The organism is Nocardia sp. GP40 (assembly GCF_050434125.1).
GTDB lineage: Bacteria > Actinomycetota > Actinomycetes > Mycobacteriales > Mycobacteriaceae > Nocardia > Nocardia albiluteola.
In genome coordinates this window covers 226,923-244,429 of sequence record NZ_JBNPVW010000003.1, presented here as the reverse complement: position 1 = coordinate 244,429, position 17,507 = coordinate 226,923, and the positions used below count along the sequence as shown (strand labels likewise).

Annotated in this window: 13 protein-coding genes; 11 read left to right on the top strand and 2 right to left on the bottom strand. The window is 69.1% G+C overall.

The features are described from left to right. Positions 1-81 precede the first annotated feature (81 nt). Positions 82-465, bottom strand: a complete 384-nt coding sequence (locus ABH933_RS10195) for a hypothetical protein (RefSeq protein ID WP_429416332.1) — start codon at positions 463-465, stop codon at positions 82-84. A 511-nt stretch (positions 466-976) separates the two neighbouring features. On the opposite strand from ABH933_RS10195, the gene yajC reads away from it, so the two are divergent. The 10 genes from yajC (at position 977) to ABH933_RS10145 (ending at position 13,777) form a co-directional block, all read left to right on the top strand. Beyond that, complete coding sequence (gene yajC / locus ABH933_RS10190) at positions 977-1,339, top strand: preprotein translocase subunit YajC (RefSeq protein ID WP_429416329.1); 363 nt, start codon at positions 977-979, stop codon at positions 1,337-1,339. A gap of 171 nt (positions 1,340-1,510) precedes the next feature. Continuing rightward, positions 1,511-3,451, top strand: a complete 1,941-nt coding sequence (secD, locus tag ABH933_RS10185) for a protein translocase subunit SecD (protein ID WP_429416327.1) — start codon at positions 1,511-1,513, stop codon at positions 3,449-3,451. A gap of 2 nt (positions 3,452-3,453) precedes the next feature. Then, positions 3,454-4,662 carry a protein translocase subunit SecF gene (gene secF / locus ABH933_RS10180; RefSeq protein WP_429416324.1) on the top strand — a complete coding sequence of 403 codons (1,209 nt, stop codon included), beginning with the start codon at positions 3,454-3,456 and terminating at the stop codon, positions 4,660-4,662. Positions 4,663-4,718: 56 nt separating this feature from the next. Further along, positions 4,719-6,434, top strand: a complete 1,716-nt coding sequence (locus ABH933_RS10175) for an ABC transporter substrate-binding protein (protein ID WP_429416321.1) — start codon at positions 4,719-4,721, stop codon at positions 6,432-6,434. Between the two features lie 65 nt (positions 6,435-6,499). Further along, positions 6,500-7,072 (top strand): adenine phosphoribosyltransferase, encoded by a 573-nt coding sequence (locus tag ABH933_RS10170; RefSeq protein ID WP_429416319.1) that lies wholly within the window; start codon positions 6,500-6,502, stop codon positions 7,070-7,072. Between the two features lie 52 nt (positions 7,073-7,124). Further along, positions 7,125-7,538 (top strand): hypothetical protein, encoded by a 414-nt coding sequence (locus tag ABH933_RS10165; protein WP_429416316.1) that lies wholly within the window; start codon positions 7,125-7,127, stop codon positions 7,536-7,538. 319 nt (positions 7,539-7,857) lie between these two features. Beyond that, the gene (locus ABH933_RS10160) at positions 7,858-8,301 is read left to right on the top strand and encodes a nitroreductase/quinone reductase family protein (protein ID WP_429416313.1); all 444 of its coding nucleotides are present in this window, start codon (positions 7,858-7,860) and stop codon (positions 8,299-8,301) included. Between the two features lie 189 nt (positions 8,302-8,490). Beyond that, positions 8,491-10,080, top strand: a complete 1,590-nt coding sequence (locus ABH933_RS10155; protein ID WP_429416310.1) for an ABC-F family ATP-binding cassette domain-containing protein — start codon at positions 8,491-8,493, stop codon at positions 10,078-10,080. A gap of 270 nt (positions 10,081-10,350) precedes the next feature. Further along, entirely contained in the window at positions 10,351-12,747 is a 2,397-nt protein-coding gene (locus ABH933_RS10150) for a RelA/SpoT family protein (RefSeq protein WP_429416306.1), read from the top strand. A gap of 286 nt (positions 12,748-13,033) precedes the next feature. Next, a complete protein-coding gene (locus tag ABH933_RS10145; protein ID WP_429416303.1) occupies positions 13,034-13,777 on the top strand; it encodes an SDR family NAD(P)-dependent oxidoreductase in 744 nt (247 codons plus the stop codon). Positions 13,778-13,822: 45 nt separating this feature from the next. Here the strand turns inward: ABH933_RS10145 and ABH933_RS10140 are convergent, their stop codons facing one another. Further along, the gene (locus ABH933_RS10140; protein ID WP_429416300.1) at positions 13,823-14,818 is read right to left on the bottom strand and encodes a DMT family transporter; all 996 of its coding nucleotides are present in this window, start codon (positions 14,816-14,818) and stop codon (positions 13,823-13,825) included. A 1,112-nt stretch (positions 14,819-15,930) separates the two neighbouring features. On the opposite strand from ABH933_RS10140, the gene ABH933_RS10135 reads away from it, so the two are divergent. After that, positions 15,931-17,493, top strand: a complete 1,563-nt coding sequence (locus ABH933_RS10135) for a hypothetical protein (protein ID WP_429416297.1) — start codon at positions 15,931-15,933, stop codon at positions 17,491-17,493. Positions 17,494-17,507: the final 14 nt, after the last annotated feature.

The following is a 17,507-nucleotide window of genomic DNA, read 5'->3' as shown; positions in this document are numbered from 1 at the left end:
ACCGGGCGGTCGCGCCCGCCGCGTCGTGCGGATAGTGCTTCTCGAAGGCGATCTCGCCGGGCACGATCCGAGCCCGCGCCGTCACCGCGCCCGTTGGCGACGCCGAGCTTGATCGGCCGGTGCGGGAAGCCGCCCATCGCATGTAGTTCGTGCAGGAGCTGCATCCGCAGCGGTGAGGAGGTGGCCACGGGGCCGGAGTAGCGGGAATCCCGCACGCTGCGCCCGATGGATGCATTCCTGGACCACGCCCGCGTTCACGTGGACGTAGTCGTGCCGCTTGTCGAATCCGATCAGGATCACGTCCACCCCGGATGACAGCAGCTGCTCGAGGAAGCGGTCGCTGCCCGCCGCATACGGGGCATCGAGCCGGTCGAACAGCCCGTCCAGATCGCTCGGCCCGTACGCGAGGCCGTCGGCGAACAGGAACGAGCGCACCGGCGCGTCGTGGCCGTCGGCCGGGTACACCCGGGCGGTACCGCGGCCGTGGACGCCCAGGTAGGGGCGGCGTGACCGCAGCGGCCACTCCTGGTTAGCGGGCGCGGGCCGGAGCGCCGGGGCGGGCGGCGGGCATGCCGAACCAGGGCCCAGAGGCGGACAGGCCGGTCGTCCGGGAGAGTTCGGGCGCGTTCGGATCCCCGGTGGCCCGGTGGAACAGGGACAGGGCCCCGGCCGCACCGCCGGGACATCGAGCGAGCGCGTGATCCCTTCGAGAATTACCGTAGCGCAACGCAATTGGGTTTGCGATGGTTCGCCCGAAGCGTTATCGCGGAAATGGTTCGCCGGGACACGCGCGGGCGATCGGCCCCCGTCGAGACCGCGGCCGCGGCCCCCGTGCCGGGTGGAGTGCTCCGGCGACGGCAGGTCCGCGTGGGCGCGAATGTGCGGCTGATGGCAGACTGGGGTACTACGCTGGCAGTTCGGCGTCCGCCGGACCGCCTTTCAATCCACTGACAATACCGAGGGACCGACTACAACGATGGCGCAACTGCTGTTTCCCCTGCTGCTGGTAGCCCTGCTGGTGCCGATGTTCCTCAGCGTGCGGCGTCAGAAGCGCGAGGCGGCCAACGTCTCGACCATGCAGGAGAGCCTGAAGGTCGGCGATCGCATCGTGACCACCTCGGGCCTGTACGGCACCGTGGTCGATTTGGACGAGACCACCGTCGACCTGGAGATCGCCGAGGAAGTCGTGACCACCTGGCTGCGCCAGGCGATCCGTGAGGTTCGTGCCGACGAGGCCGAGACCGGCGTGACCGCCGAGCACGAGGACGTCACCGCTGGGACCGAGCCTGTCGCCGAGGAGTCCGTCGAGGACACCAACGCCCGGCTCAGCAAGGACTGACCGGCCCGAGCCGTCGCACCACCGCCACGCGGCGTGCGGCGGCGATGCGCTGTGTCCGGCGTCCGCGCGCGCCTGTCCCTCGGGGTGCCCGGCACCGTTCAGGTACCGCCCGGCCCAGCGCTAGTAGTCTGCCCACACTGACCGGATCGACACTGCCAGGAGATTAGAACTGTGCCACCTTCCAAGGGAACGGGGCATCCGCTGCGGTTCCTCGGCGTCTACGCGCTGTTGTTGATCGTTGTCTACGGTCTGGTGTTCTTCACCGGTCCGAAGTCTGCGGCGGCCAAACTCGGTATCGACCTGCAGGGCGGCACGCAGGTGACGCTGACCGCCCGCACTCCCGACGGCGGCAAGCCGAGCCAGGACAGCCTGAAGCAGGCTCAGCAGATCATCGAATCCCGGGTGAACGGCCTCGGCGTCTCCGGCTCCGAGGTCGTCATCGACGGCAGCAACCTGGTGATCACGGTCCCCGGGCAGAACGGCCAGCAGGCCAAGTCGCTCGCCACCACGGCCAAGCTCTACATCCGTCCGGTGATCCAGACCGGTCAGCAGCAGGGCGCGGGCAGCGGCCTGCCCAACGGCCTGCCGGGCGGGCCCGCGGGGAACATCACCCCCGGCTTGCCGGGTGGATTGACCCCGCCCCCCGGCGCCACCCAGCCAGGCACCCCCGCGCCGGGAGCCGCGACGCCGGGAGCCGCGACGCCGGGAGCCGACGCTCCGGGTGCGGCGAAGCCGCCGGTGACCAAGCAGGCCCCCGCGGCCGCCCCCACCAAGAAGGCTCCGGCCGCCTATCAGCCCGCCGCCTCCGGCTCGGCACGAATGGTTCCCGCGGACTACCAGGTCCCCGTGCAGACCCGGTTCGAGCCCAAGCAGGCGCCCTCGACGCCCGCGCCGACTCCGTCGCACGCGGCGCCCGCCCCGGCGAGCCCGACGCACGCGCCCACCCCGGCGACGCCGTCTCCCACCCCGGCCCCGGCCGGCAACCTGACCCCGGCGCAACAGACCCAGCAGGCCATCGCCAACGCCAAGGAGTTGCGTCAGAGCACCAACCCGCAGATCCAGCAGCTGGCCCTGGCCACGCTGGACTGCAGCAAGCCGGACCCGCTGGCCGGTAACGACGATCCGAACCTGCCGCTGGTGACCTGCGCGACCGACGGCAGCGGCGTCACCTACCTGCTGGACAAGAGCGCGATCGACGGCCAGGACATCAAGGACGCCAGCGCCTCGCTGAACCAGCAGCAGGGGCAGTGGTCGGTCGATCTGACCTTCAAGCACAGCGATCCGTGGGCCAAGCTCACCGGCGACTACGTCAACCGGCAGATCGCGTTCACGCTGGACTCCAAGGTGGTCAGCGCCCCTGTCGTGCAGCAGGGCCCGCAGCAGGGTGGCAGCACCTCGATCACCGGTCACTTCAACGGCACCACCGCCAAGGAACTGGCCAACGAGCTCAAGTACGGTTCGCTGCCGCTGTCCTTCGCGACCTCCGAGGCACAGACGGTCTCCGCGACGCTGGGGCTGTCCTCGCTGCACGCGGGCCTGATCGCGGGTGCGGTCGGCCTGATCGCCGTGCTGCTGTACTGCCTGCTGTACTACCGGATGCTCGGATTCCTCGCCGGATTCTCGCTCGTCGCTTCGGGTTTCGCGGTCTTCGGCATCATCGTGCTGCTGGGCAGGTGGATCAACTTCACCCTCGACCTGGCCGGTATCGCCGGTCTGATCATCGGTATCGGTATGACCGCGGACTCGTTCGTGGTGTTCTTCGAACGCATCAAGGACGAGATGCGCGAGGGCCGCAGCTTCCGCTCGGCGGTGCCGCGCGGCTGGTCCCGCGCCCAGCGCACCAACCTCTCCGGTAAGACGGTCAGCCTGATCGCCTCGGCGGTGCTGTACATCCTGGCCGCGGGGCAGGTGAAGGGCTTCGCCTTCACCCTGGGCCTGACCACGATCATGGACGTGATCGTGCTGTACCTGGTCACCTCGCCGCTGATGATGCTGGCCTCGCGCTCGCCGTTCTGGGCCAAGCCCTCGGTGAACGGCCTCGGTGCGGTCGCGCAGTACGCCCGCGAACGCAAGGCCGCCGCGGGTATCCCGGTCGGCAGCAGGGAGGCGTGAGCATGAGTAACTCCCGAGTCATGGAGGACCGTCCAGTGGACGATCAGGTCGTGGACGCCGCGCCCCAGCACGGGTTCTTCGAGCGGCTCTACACCGGCACCGGCGGGTTCCGCATCGTCGGGCGCCGCCGGATGTACTACGGAATCGCCGCGGCGATGATCGTGATCGCGGCGCTGAGCATCGGGCTGCGCGGATTCACCCTGGGCATCGACTTCGCGGGCGGCACCCGCATTGACATCCCCGCGGGCGGCATCGCGAGCACCTCCCAGGTCTCCGACGTCTACAGCAAGACCATGGGGCACGCGCCGGTCACCGTGCAGAAGGTCGGTTCGGGGTCCTCGGCGTCCTACGAGATCCGTTCCGACACACTGGATGCCGCGCAGCAGGACAAGGTCCAGGCCGCGTTGTTCGACACCTTCCATCCGAAGGACTCCAGCGGCGCGGTGAACCGCAACGCGATCAGCATCGCCGAGATCAGCTCCACCTGGGGCGGGCAGGTGACCCGCAAGGCGCTCATCGCGCTGGCCGTGTTCATCGTGCTGACGATGGTGTACATCGGGATCCGGTTCGAGCGCGACATGTCCATCGCGGCCATCGCCTCGCTGTTCTTCAATCTCGTTGTGACCGCGGGCATCTACTCGATCGTCGGCTTCGAGGTCACCCCGGCCGCGGTCATCGGCCTGCTCACGATCCTGGGTTACGTGCTCTACGACAACGTCGTGGTGTTCGACAAGGTGGAGGAGAACACCCGCGGGGTGCTGCACCGCAATAACCGCACCTACGCCGAATTCGCCAACCTGGCGGCGAACCAGACGCTGATGCGCTCGATCAACACCACCGTCATCGGCATCCTGCCGATCATCGGCATGCTGGTGATCGCGGTGTGGTTGCTCGGCGTGGGCACGCTGAAGGACCTGGCGCTGGTGCAGTTGGTCGGCATGATCGTGGGCGCGTACTCCTCGATCTTCTTCGCAGTGCCGCTACTGGTGTCGATCAAGGAGCGCTGGGGTCCGACCGCCGCGCACACCAAGAAGGTGCTGGCCAAGCGGTCCGGTGCGGCGAGTGCCCGGGTGAGCGAGGCCGCGAGCAGGCGGGCCGCGGCCCTGGGTGGCTCGGGTAACGCCGCCTCGGAGCGTCCGCGTGAGACCGCAACGGGCGCACCGCGTCCCGGCGCCCGTCCGACGGGGAAGCGGCAGAAGAGACGGCACTGAGAGTGGCCGGTGCTCCGGCGCACTCTGGCAGGTCCGGTCTATTCAGCGGAGGAAGTGTGCGCAATCACCGACGTCCGTACGTCCGGCCGGCCGCCGCACTGGCGGCCGGCGCGCTCGTCGTCGGCGTGTTGGCAGGATGCTCGTCGAAGAACAAGGTCCCGTCCATCGGCTTTGCGGTCGACGCGGTGCCGGCCAGCTACAACGGCGGCACCGTCCTGGGCGCGAACGGCGGTGGGGCGGCGATCTTTTCGCGGGTGCTGACCGGATTCTTCTACACCGGACCGGACGGCCAGTCGATCGCCGACACCGATTACGGCACCGCCAAACAGGTGCCGGGCGCATCGCAGACCATCCAGTACCGGCTCAACCCGGACGGCGTCTACTCCGACGGGATCCCCACCTCGTGTGACGATCTGGTGCTCGAATGGGCCGCACGCAGTGGCCGTTTCACCAAACCCGGCGGGCAGGCGCCCATGTTCGACGCCGCCACCAGCGCCGGGTACTCCGATATCGAGCGGGTGGAGTGCCAGGCCGGCTCCAAGGACGCGACGGTGATCTTCCGGCCCGAACATCACTTCGTGGACTGGCAGACGCTGTTCAATGCCGGGGATCTGATGCCCGCCCATATCGCGGCGCAGGCCGCGGGCGTGCCGAATGTGGTTGCGGCGGTGCAGACGGGCGATCCGGCGATGATGCAGAAGCTGGCCGATTTCTGGAACACCGGCTGGAATCTGAAGCCCGGCGGCATCGATCCCAAGGTGCTGCCCTCGTCGGGCCCCTACCGCATCGAGTCCTACACCGCCGACGACGGCCTGGTGCTGGTGAAGAACGACAAGTGGTGGGGTGTTCCGCCCCGGACGCCGCGAATCGTGGTGTGGCCCAAGGGCACCGATCTGAAGAAGAAGGTGTCCGACAAGGAGGTCGACGTCGTCGATATCGGCTCGGGTTCGGTGAAGGACCTGAGCCTGGACGGCTTTTCGGTGAAGCAGGTACCCGGCCGGGGCGCCGAGCAGTTGGTGCTCTCCACGGTCGGCGTGTTCACTTCCCCCGGGGCGCGCCGGGCGTTCGCGCTGTGCGTGCCGCGGCAGGCGCTGTTCGACAAGCTGGGCCATCCGGGTTTCGACGCCAAGTCGGGGCTCGGGGCGGGGCCGCTGAATTCGCGCACGGTGCAGGCGGATTCGGTGTACTACCCGGCGATCATCGGCCCGGCGGGCAAATACGCCAGCGGCGACGCGCCCGGTGCACAGCAGGCGCTGAGCGATGCCGGGGCGTCGAACCCCACCGTCCGCATCGGCTACCGCGCACCCGACGACCGGCGCGCGCAGACCGTGGCGATGATCGCCGGCGCCTGCCATGCGGCCGGAATAAACGTCGTCGACGCGGGTTCGCCGACCTTCGTGCCGACCCAGCTGGGCGGCGGCACCGTGGACGCGGTGCTGGGCGGCACCGCGGGCGCCCCCGGTCCGGCGGGTTCGCTGGCGAATGTGGGCGCGCGGGCGGCGCTGCGCACCGGTCAGGGGCTCAATTTCGGTCACTACGGCAACGGCCGTTACGATGCGATCGCGGAACAGCTTGCCGCGGATGGCAATTCGACCGACGTACTCAGTTCGGAGACCGAGGCCGAGAATCTGTTGTGGAGCGAGATGCCGACGGTCCCGTTGTTCAACACGCCGCGCACCATCGCATTCGGTGACGGCATGCAGAGCGGGATCGCGAGCCCCACCAAGGCCGGTGCGGGTTGGAATATGGATCGCTGGGTGTTGCGGCGGTGAGCACCGCCGGTGGGTGGCGTGCGCCGTCCGGGCATCGGGCGCAGGATGAGGGAGTGGGTGTCGAGATGAGCAAGCACGGGATGGTGGAATCGGCCGATGCGCTGGGGGAGCGCACCGCGCGGGCGGCCGACGCGGTGCAGCGCCTGACCAGGTGGCACGATGATTTTCCGAACCCGGGCGTGCGATTCGCCGATCTGACGCCGGTCTTCGCCGACGCCGAGGGCTTTCATGCGGTCATCGACTGCCTGGGTGCGTGCGCGCCGGACGCCGACCTGGTCGCCGGGGTGGACGCCCGCGGATTCCTGCTGGGTGCGGGCGTCGCGACGACGCTGGGTACGGGGGTCATCGCGGTGCGCAAGGCCGGCAAGCTGCCGCCGCCGGTGCACTCGCGTGACTACACCCTCGAATACGGTTCGGCCGCACTGGAGATCCCCGCCGACGGCATCGACCTGCGGGGCCGCAAGGTGCTGCTGCTGGACGACGTGCTGGCCACCGGCGGCACCCTCGCGGCGGCGGCCGGACTGTTCGCCGCGGCCGGCGCGGAGGTGGTCGCCGCCGCGGTGGTGCTCGAGCTGAGCTTCCTGGACGGCCGCTCGCGTCAGGGCGATTATCCTCTGACTTCGATTGTGCGCCTGTGATTTCGGGCGAGTGGTTGTGACCGGGGCGCGCGGCCGATAGGCTCGAGCGGCCATGGTTCGATCACAGCACACCACGAGGATCACCGCGGCCGTTGTCGGTGCGACCGGAGTTGTTCTCGTCGTCGGCGCGGCCACCGCGTCGGCGACGCCGTCGGCCGACCTGCGCGGCGGCAACACCATCACCGCCCAGGTTTCGGGGGAGAAGCAGGGCCAGTCTTGCCGCATCGCGGCCGCCGGTATCGATATGCCGTGGCGCGCGGTCGGCCGTGACGGCACGGTGCAGCTCGACAGCGGGCCGGTGCGGCAGGGCCGTCACGACGCCCGCATCGAGTGCGAGAACCCCCGCGTCGGGGAGGCCTCGGTGCATGCGGTCGGGCACGAAGAGGATGTCTACACCGGCCATTGGGCCCCCGCCTTCGAATTCCTCACGCACCACCGGCTGCAGTTCCTCACCCCGCGCGACTGAGCCGCGGTTCTCGGCGCGACATCGGGAGCGCTTGACATTCGTACACGTTCGGCCATAGCGCGCTGCCCGATGGCGTGTGCTGCTCGCTGCTCGAATCGACTTCCCTCCCGCCCGAGCGCGGGCCTGCTGCTCGGAGCGAGGCTTGCTGGACTCGTCACATTATGTCGACCTCTTTTTCCCTCTACCTGTGGATATACCGCGCAGGTGCGAGCTATGGAGTGCACTGCAAGAATTTGAGAGCAGTGCTCTTGACTTTGTGGGTGTCGCGGGTGCAGACTGTTCCTAACAGAGAGCGATGCTCACAGACTGAGGAGAAGTCATGAACGCCACCCGCAACATCACCGCTTCCGGCTCCGAGGCCGTGATGAACAAGATGATCAACGGCCTGACGAAGATGGGCATCAGTCTGGCCGGATCGCGGCTGCTCGCGGTGCGCGGACGCACCTCCGGCGAATGGCGCACCACCACGGTGAATCCGCTGACCGCCGCCGACGGGGCGCGCTACCTGGTGGCGCCCCGCGGCCACACCCAGTGGGTGCGCAACATGCGCGTCGCCGGGGGCGGCGAGCTGCGCCTGGGCCGCAAGACCGAGGCGTTCACCGTGACCGAGATCGCCGACGCGGACAAGGTGCCGATGCTGCGGCTGTACCTCGAGAAGTGGGGCTGGGAGGTCGGCAGGTTCTTCGAGGGCGTGAGCAAGGACTCCACCGACGAGGAACTGACCGCGATCGCCCCCGGCTTCCCGGTCTTCCGGATCAACTGAGCGGCAATGCTTTTCCCGGGTGTGATGCGCAAGGCACCGAAATCCCTTGCGCAATCGCACACTCGTGGTTAATTTTGTAGGCGTCTTGTTCCCGTTGATCGGAGTCGTGCCGTTGCTCTTCTGAGGTGAACGCTGAGTGGCCCGCCATCCCGCGCGCCGCATATCTCGCGACCTCATGGGAGTGTGCACATGTCAACGACCTCTGTTTCGTTATCCGATCTCACCTTCGCCTGGCCCGACGGCACCCCCGTCTTCGACGGCCTGGATGCCGTGCTGGGCCCCGGTCACCTGGGCCTGGTGGGCGCCAACGGCGCCGGGAAATCCACACTCCTGCGGCTGATCGCGGGCGAGCTGCGGCCCGGACGCGGCTCGATCACCGTCGGCGGCGGCCTGGGCTATCTGCGCCAGGACCTCGGCCTGGCGGCCGGGCAGCGCGTCGACGAGGTGCTCGGCATTGCCGGGATCCGGCGGGCGCTGCACCGGATCGAATCCGGCGCGGGCGACGAGGCGGACTTCGAGATCGTCGGCAGCCGTTGGGATGTCGAGGAATCCGCGGTGTCCCTACTCGGCCGCCTCGGGCTGCGGTATCTGGCGGGCGATGTGGCACAGCTGGATCGGCGCCTGGACAGCCTGTCCGGCGGAGAGACCGTCCTGCTCGGATTGGTCGCCGAACTGCTGCGCGAGCCCGACGTGCTGCTGCTCGACGAACCCACCAACAATCTGGATCATGCTGCGCGCCAACGACTGTACGAGGTCGTCGAGCAGTTCCCCGGCACTGTGCTGATCGTCAGTCACGACCGGGAGCTGCTGAACCGCATGGGCGCGATCGCCGAGCTGCGGCGCGGCGAGATCCGGTTGTTCGGAGGCAATTTCGCGACCTACGAGGAGATCATCGAGGCCGAGCAGGACGCCGCTCGTGCCGCAATCCGCGACGCGCGCAGCGACGTTCGCAAACAATCCCGTGAACTGGTGGAGGCCCGCATCAAGCTGGACCGGCGCCTTCGTTACGGGAAGAAGATGCAGGAGCAGAAGCGTGAACCGAAAATTGTTATGGGAGAACGCAAACGTCAGGCCCAGGTCGCGGCGGGCAAGCTGCGCAACAACCATGTCGCCAAGGTGGAGCAGGCCCAGGACACCCTGACCCGGGCGCAGGAGCTGCTGCGCGACGACCGGGAGATCCGGGTGGATCTGCCCGGCACCCGGTTGTATCCGGGCCAGGACGTCCTCGAGCTGGACGAGGTGCGGCTGGGATGCGGTCCGGTGGTCAGCCTGACGGTGACCGGTCCGGAACGGATCGCGCTCACCGGCCGCAACGGCGCGGGCAAGACCACGCTGCTGCGCCGGATCGCGGCCGAACCGCCCCGGGTGCCCTGGCGGATGCTGCCGCAGCGCCTGGACATCTTCGACGAGGCGCGCACGGTGTTCGAGAACGTCGCGGCCGCGACCCCGCACGCCTCGGCCGAACGGGTGCGCGCGCAGCTGGCGCGCTTCCTGTTCCGCGGTGCGGACGCCGACGTCGCGGCTGGCGCGCTGTCGGGGGGCGAGCGGTTGCGCGCCGCGCTCGCGATGTTGCTGCTGGCCGATCCGGCCCCGCGGTTGTTGCTGCTCGACGAGCCCACCAACAATCTCGATCTGCCGAGCCTGGCCCACCTCACCGAGGCACTGACGGGATTCGAGGGGGCGCTGATCGTGGTCAGCCACGACCGGCGCTTCCTCGACGATATCGCGGTGACCCGGCGGATCGAGCTCACCGGCGACGGGCTGATCGAGGAGTCGTGAGGCCGTCGCTGAGCGCGGGGTCCGGGTCCGGGCGACTGTGCATGCCCGGCGAATTTATGGGAACTCCGGGTGCACGTGCGGCGTTGTCCAGGCAGGGCGGTACTCACCGTTCGTCCGATGCCGCCTGGGGAAACTGCCGGTGACCGTGGTGGAAACGGACGCCGATTCTCAGGATCGGGCGGCTGTCGGTGCCGCGGATTAAAGTTGGTGGTCTGAGCCGGAGGTTCGCATCGGCTAGGGTGTTCCGGTCAAGGCGGGAGAGGTGGTGGCATGACTCAGCATCTGGAGAAGGCGAATGCCGGGCAATCGGTCGAAGGCGATCGCGGCGCAGCCACCCCACCTGCCGCCGCGCCCGCCCCCACCCCGCGGAACATGCCGGCGCGCCAGCCCGGGAGCAGCCCGGCGGTCGTGTCCACCTCCGCCTCGCGGCGGGTGCGCGCCCGCCTCGCCCGCCGGATGACCGGGCAGCGCGGCATCGCGGCGGTCAAGCCGGTGCTCGAGCCGCTGGCCACCGTGCACCGCGAGCTGTATCCGAAGGCGAATCTGCAACTGCTGCAGCGCGCGTTCGACGTCGCCGATGAGAAGCACGCCCATCAGTTCCGCAAGTCCGGCGATCCGTACATCACGCACCCGCTGGCCGTCGCCAACATCCTGGCCGAGCTGGGCATGGACACCACCACACTGGTGGCCGCGCTGCTGCACGACACGGTCGAGGACACGGGCTATGCGCTGGCAGACCTCGAGGCCGAATTCGGCCAGGAGGTCGCCCACCTGGTCGACGGCGTCACCAAGCTGGACAAGGTCAATCTGGGTGCCGCCGCCGAGGCGGAGACCATCCGCAAGATGATCATCGCGATGGCCCGCGACCCACGTGTGCTGGTCATCAAGGTCGCCGACCGCCTGCACAACATGCGCACCATGCGCTTCCTGCCGCCCGAGAAGCAGGCCAAGAAGGCTCGCGAGACGCTGGAAGTCATTGCGCCGCTGGCCCATCGGCTCGGTATGGCCACGGTCAAGTGGGAGCTGGAGGATCTGGCCTTCGCGATCCTGCACCCGAAGAAGTACGACGAGATCGTGCGCCTGGTCGCCGATCGCGCGCCCTCGCGCGACACCTACCTGGCCAAGGTTCGCGCCGAGATCATCAATACCCTGACGGCGAGCCGCATCACCGCCAATGTCGAGGGTCGTCCCAAGCACTACTGGTCGATTTACCAGAAGATGATCGTCAAGGGTAAGGACTTCGACGACATCCACGACCTTGTCGGCATCCGCATCCTGTGCGACGAGGTGCGGGACTGTTACGCCGCGGTCGGCGTGGTGCATTCGCTGTGGCAGCCGATGGCCGGGCGGTTCAAGGATTACATCGCCCAGCCGCGGTACGGCGTCTACCAGTCGCTGCACACCACCGTCGTCGGCCCGGACGGCAAACCGCTCGAGGTGCAGATCCGCACGCACGACATGCACCGCACCGCGGAGTTCGGGATCGCCGCGCACTGGCGCTACAAGGAGACCAAGGGCAAGCACTCCGGCGATGTCGCCGAGGTCGACGACATGGCCTGGATGCGCCAGTTGCTGGACTGGCAGCGGGAGGCCGCGGACCCCGCGGAGTTCCTGGAGTCGCTGCGCTTCGACCTGAAGTCGCCGGAAATCTTCGTGTTCACCCCGAAGGGCGACGTCGTTACGCTGCCGCAGAAGTCCACGCCCGTCGATTTCGCGTATGCCGTGCACACCGAGGTCGGGCACAAGTGCATCGGCGCCCGCGTCAACGGCCGCTTGGTCGCGCTCGAGCGGCAGCTGGAGAACGGCGAGGTCGTCGAGATCTTCACCTCAAAGGCGCAGAACGCCGGGCCCAGCCGCGACTGGCAGAACTTCGTCGTGTCGCCGCGCGCGAAGGCCAAGATCCGCCAGTGGTTCGCGAAGGAGCGGCGGGAGGAGGCGCTCGAGACCGGTAAGGAGCAGATCTCCAAGGAGGTCCGCCGCTCCGGCCTGCCGCTGCAGCGCCTGATGAGCGTCGATGCGATGTCCGCGCTGGCCCACGAGCTGCACTACACCGACATCTCCGCGCTGTACGCGGCCGTCGGTGAGAACCAGGTGTCGGCGCATCACGTCGTGCAGCGCCTGATGGCCCAGCTCGGCGGCGTCGGCGACGTGGAAAACGAACTGGCCGAACGCAGTACGCCCTCCACGCTCCCGCTGCGCCAGCGCACCGGGGGCGATGCCGGGGTCGAGATCCCCGGCGCCCCGGGCACGGTGGCCAAGCTCGCCAAGTGCTGCACCCCGGTGCCGGGCGACGAGATCATGGGCTTCGTGACCCGCGGCGGCGCGGTCAGTGTCCACCGCACCGACTGCACCAACGCCGATTCGCTGCAGTCGCAGCAGGAGCGGATCATCGAGGTCACCTGGGCGCCCTCACCGTCGTCGGTCTTCCTGGTGGCCATCCAGATCGAGGCGCTCGATCGCACCCGCCTGCTCTCCGACGTCACCAAGGTGCTGGCCGACGAGAAGGTCAACATCCTCTCCGCCTCGGTCATGACCTCCGGCGACCGGGTGGCGATCAGCAAGTTCACCTTCGAGATGGGCGCCCCGAAACATCTCGGCCACCTGCTGAACGTCGTGCGCAACGTGGAGGGCGTCTACGACGTCTATCGGGTGACGTCGGCGACGTAGGCTGCGGACGTCCGCATCGGCCGTGTTCACGGGCGCGTGCGCGCGGGGATTCCGCCGGGGGTGGCCGCGATAGTGCGCGGCTACCGGCTGAACGTCGTGCGCAATGTGGAGGGTGCCTACCAGGGTGCGCCGCCGCGGCGGACGATGATACGCGGCCGGGTGGCGTGTGGATCTTCGTCCCGGACTGGTGCTCGCGCACGGTGCTGAGAGCCGAATACCCTGCGGCACAGGTGGACACGCGCTGCCGGCTTGACCTGGAGTGCGCTCCAGGGCCTACCGTCGAATCATGGACGCACAGAAGGTACTGGCCGGGCGGGTGGCCCTCGTCACCGGTGGCTCACGGGGAATCGGCCGCGCGACCGCGGAGGCGCTGGCCGCGGCCGGGGCGGCGGTGGCCGTCAACTATCGCAGCCGCAAGGACGAGGCCGAGGTCGTCGTCGCCGAGATCGAGCGGGCCGGTGGCCGGGGCAAGGTGGTCGGAGCGGATGTGTCGGTCGCGGCCGAGGTCGATGCGATGGTCGAGCGGGTCCGTGCCGAGTTCGGGGAGATCGACATCCTGGTCAACAACGCCGGGACGGGCGTGTTCCGGACGGTGGAGCAGCTGACCGAGCACGAGTTCGACCGCACCCTCGCGGTCAATCTGAAGTCCGCGTTCCTGTGCACGCAGGCGGTGCTGCCCGGCATGCGTGCCCGCGGCTGGGGCCGGATCGTCAACGTCTCCTCGGTCGCGGCCCGGACCGGCGGCGCGGTGGGGGTGCACTACAACGCATCCAAGGCGGGCCTGGAGGGTTTGACCCGCGGCTACGCGGCGGCCGTGGGGCGCGAGGGCGTCACGGTGAACGCGGTCGCACCCGGACCGATCGATACGGAGATGGCCGCGCCGCTCAAGGCGGCCGGCATCGGTGACCAGCTGCCGGTGGGCCGTATGGGCGAGCCGGCGGAGATCGCCGATGTGGTCATGATGCTCGTCGGCAACGGCTTCGTGACCGGGCAGACCGTCGGGGTGAACGGCGGCCGGGACTTCATCTGAACCGGCGAGGCGGGTGTGCAGGTGGTGGTCGCGAGACAGATCCGGTTATTGCCCGCGGGTGGTCTCGGCCGCGGTGTGCGTGGGGGAGTCGGGGCCGGGGTCGGTATCGGCAGTGGACCCGGACGGTAATGGGCCGTCGGTGGGCGCCGAATCCTCCACTGTCCCGGTCGGTTTCTGGACAACCGGCTGTGGCGCCGTCTCGGCCGCCTGCGCGCGCGAGAGCCGAATCGCCTCGACGCACATCACCACCACCGACAGCATGACGAAGACGGTGCCGAGCGGGCCGCTACGCAGGCGCTCGTCCAGGACGGTGATGCCGATGAAGGCCGCGCCGAGCGGTTCGGCGACGGTGAACGCCGGCAGGGAGGCCGACAGGGGGCCGACCTGATATCCCCGCTGCTGCAGGTACAGCCCTGCCACGCCGGTGGCCACCAGGGTGTACGGCTGCCAGCTGGTCAGCACCGGCATCACACCCTGCCCGAACAGCTGGGTGACGTGCCCGGTGAGCGCGGCCGAGATGCCGAACAGCAGCCCGGCCGCGGTGCCGAGCAGCAGCGCCTGCAACGAGGGCACCTTCACGACGGTGGCGACCCCGACGCCCACGACGATCAGGGCGCACAGCAATCCCAGCGGTCCGGGCCAGTAACGCCACGGCGCGTCGACGTGCCCCTCGGTCGGGTTGCCGACCACCAGGAAGACCGCGAGCGCGATCGACAGCGCCGCCGCCTGTCCCCACATCAACAGCGTCACGCGACGGCCGCTGTAGTGCGCGGCCAGCGGCAGTGCGAACACCAGCGCGCTCACCAGAATCGGCTGCACGACCAGCACCGAGCCCATGGCCAGCGCGGCCACCTGGAATCCGAATCCACCCGCGTCGCCGATGATGCCCGCCCACCAGCGGGGATTGCGGATCAGCCGGGCCAGCAGCGCCTCGCCCTCGGGGACATCGGCGGCCGCGCGTTGCTGCGCCACCGCCGACACGGCGAACATCACCGCGCCGATGAATGCGCATCCCACAGCTGCCACGGGTAAGTCGGCCATGCCGACAGTCTGCCCGGTTCGGTCCGGCAGGGCGTTCGAGACCCCCTTCGACGGCCACCGGCCCAACGAAAAGCAAATTGTCGGCTAAGTATGAAATAGGGCTATTTAATTGGTGAACCGAGGGATCATTCGCCGAAAGCTCACGGAATGGCAACTATTCGGCATCGCAATTGCCTGTTTCATTCATCGAGTGCCTGTTTCGGTGGTGGATCGCTCGATTGTTGCTAAGGGAACCGCAGGGTATCGCCAGCGCTGGGAAATTCTTTCGGTCGGTCGCCGCTGTGACGTGGATCTTCCCGGTATGTGGCGGCGTTGTGGAGGTTGCCCTGCGGAGTTCGCCGGATTCTGTTACGGTCTATTGCGTTTCGGGGCTCACCCGGCAACGGCGGCAACTCGATCCGATAACCACTTGCTCTCACTCCGCCGTGTCCGACCGCCCACCGAAGGCCTTGCACACAGCTGGTTAAGGGGGTCGCAGGATGCCGACCGCGCGCACAACCTGGAGCATGCTGACCACGATCGTGAGTGCCCCGGAGCGCTCCACAGGCGAGGCGTATCCGTGGCTCGCCGCCCGGCCCCGGCCGGACAGTCGGCTCCGTCCACGTCCAGCCCTGTCCGCCTTGGCAATTCGCGCCATCGGTGCAGTCGCCGGACAGACGAGTACGTCGATCCGCGCGGGCCTGGCGGGCGGCGCGGTTCGATCGTGCCTGGCCACCAGGCGAATCCGCATGTTCGGGAGTGATTCCCGGTCCGGCCGTTCCGCATTCGCACCCGGAACCGGGCGTTCGGGACCGGTTGTCGACCCCGTCCCGGCGCGGTGTGCGCGGCCCGATCCACCGGGGGGCCGCGTTCCCGAATTGGACGTGTGTCCCGGTCTTTTCCGTGGGGCTGCGGGAATCTCACGGCGCGTCGTCGGCGCGTCGAGTTCGCCGAATTCGTCACGTACGGGAGAATTTCCGTTCGGGACAGGCCGCGGCAATGCCGCCTCCGACGGCGTGGCACCGGTCCGGACCGCCGCCGATTTCCAAGATGACCGCCCGTTCTCCACGAACTGATCGCCGAGAGGGTCCGACGATGCTGCACGACGCGCCAGGCTCCGCGGGGATGGGGGAATGTTGAACTCGTACAAAGACCTGCGTCGCTGGTTCCCCGCCGTCGAGCCTCAGGACGCCGCGGCGCCGAGCGGACGCACCGATCCCGACCTCGAACAGGCCATGTCGCAGGGCGGCGCGGGCGGATACCCGCACTACATCCGGGAGACCGAACCCGAACCGTTCGACATCCCGTTCTGGGGAGAATCGGGCATCCGGCGCAGCGAGTTCGTGGGCGGCTGGTCGGACTGGGTATCAGGTGACCACGCGCCCGGTCCCGGCGACGACTACCCGGCCCGCGACGCCGAGCTGGTCCAGTTCCCGTGGGACGAGGACGCCGCCTCCGCACCGCGCCGCCGTGCCGCGGAAGGCCGCTCAGCGGCCCGCCGCGCCGAGGCCGAGCCGGGTGACGACGACCCCGAGCCCGTATCGAACCGGAGTTCCGGACGGCCTCGTGGTGGCCGCCTCGCCGTCCCACGGGAGGACGAGGCGCAGAGTTCGGCCGAGTCGCACGATCGTGCGGTCGGGCGCGATGCGGGTCGTGCCCGTGACGGGCGTACCAAGGCCCGAAGCGCGGATACGGCATCGGACGACGAGTCCCATCGGGCCGCCGACGACATCGCGTCGGAGCCGAGGGAGATCGCCGACTCGACATCCGCCGAGCGATCGGCACGCGAATCGGATGACCCTGAAGAACGCACCGGCCCCGCAGGTCGTCTCCTCGGGCGCGCCAAGCGATCGGCCCGGGATACTGCCGGACGGCCCGCCCGCACCGAATGGCTCGCCGAGAACGACGACTGGCCGGGCATGGATGACGACTGGCTCGCCGACGACCGCGAGTGGACCAGCGCGCCGCGGCCCGCGAAGGGCCGCCGCGGTCGCCTCGGCCTCTCCCGCCTGCGCGGACTTCTCGGCGACTCGTCCGGCCGGCCCGCCGACGGTCCGGGTGCGGCTATGTCTCCGCAGCTCCGGCGCGAGGCCGCGCGTGCGCGCCGGGAATCCCGCCGCGGCAGTGAATCCGCTCTCACCCTGCGCGATCAGACCGGCCCCAGCAGCCTGCTCGTCACCCTCGTGCTGATTGTCGCGATCCTCGTGCTCGCCGCTGCAGGAGCGTTCGCTCTGTATTTGCTCCACTATCGGGACGAGGCCGGTCGCGACGCCCTCGCCACCCACCCGGAGGCGGTGCGGCTGACCGGCGCCACCACCGGCACCACGCTGGTGTGCCCCACCGAACGATCCGGCGCCGCGCTGCGCGGCGCCGAACCCGGCGGCACGAGTTCGGGTCCCGAGGCCGTGATGTGGTTCGAGCACGCCTATTACGTCGAGCGCTCCGCCGACCGGGCGCTCGAGGTCGCCGCACCCGGGGCCGCGCTGCCCCCGGCGGCGGAGATCCAGCGCGGCATCGATTCCGTCCCGCCGGGCACCGCCTACTGCGTCGTGGTTGCACCGTCCGGGGACGGCAGGTATTCGGTGGAGATCACCGAGCAACGACCCGGCGGCGCGCCCGCCACCTACGACAAGCAGACGGTGACCACCACGGTGGACGGCGGCCGCACCCTGATCACGGGCATCGCGGCCGGGTAAGAGGAGAGCAGAGG

What these genes read in the sequence shown, in the direction of transcription:
- yajC (WP_429416329.1), top strand. Translation starts at nt 977, where the DNA reads ATGGCGCAACTGCTGTTTCCCCTGCTGCTGGTAGCCCTGCTGGTGCCG.
- secF (WP_429416324.1), top strand. Translation starts at nt 3,454, where the DNA reads ATGAGTAACTCCCGAGTCATGGAGGACCGTCCAGTGGACGATCAGGTC.
- ABH933_RS10170 (WP_429416319.1), top strand. Translation starts at nt 6,500, where the DNA reads ATGAGCAAGCACGGGATGGTGGAATCGGCCGATGCGCTGGGGGAGCGC.
- ABH933_RS10165 (WP_429416316.1), top strand. Translation starts at nt 7,125, where the DNA reads ATGGTTCGATCACAGCACACCACGAGGATCACCGCGGCCGTTGTCGGT.
- ABH933_RS10160 (WP_429416313.1), top strand. Translation starts at nt 7,858, where the DNA reads ATGAACGCCACCCGCAACATCACCGCTTCCGGCTCCGAGGCCGTGATG.
- ABH933_RS10155 (WP_429416310.1), top strand. Translation starts at nt 8,491, where the DNA reads ATGTCAACGACCTCTGTTTCGTTATCCGATCTCACCTTCGCCTGGCCC.
- ABH933_RS10150 (WP_429416306.1), top strand. Translation starts at nt 10,351, where the DNA reads ATGACTCAGCATCTGGAGAAGGCGAATGCCGGGCAATCGGTCGAAGGC.
- ABH933_RS10145 (WP_429416303.1), top strand. Translation starts at nt 13,034, where the DNA reads ATGGACGCACAGAAGGTACTGGCCGGGCGGGTGGCCCTCGTCACCGGT.
- ABH933_RS10140 (WP_429416300.1), bottom strand. Translation starts at nt 14,818, where the DNA reads ATGGCCGACTTACCCGTGGCAGCTGTGGGATGCGCATTCATCGGCGCG.
- ABH933_RS10135 (WP_429416297.1), top strand. Translation starts at nt 15,931, where the DNA reads ATGTTGAACTCGTACAAAGACCTGCGTCGCTGGTTCCCCGCCGTCGAG.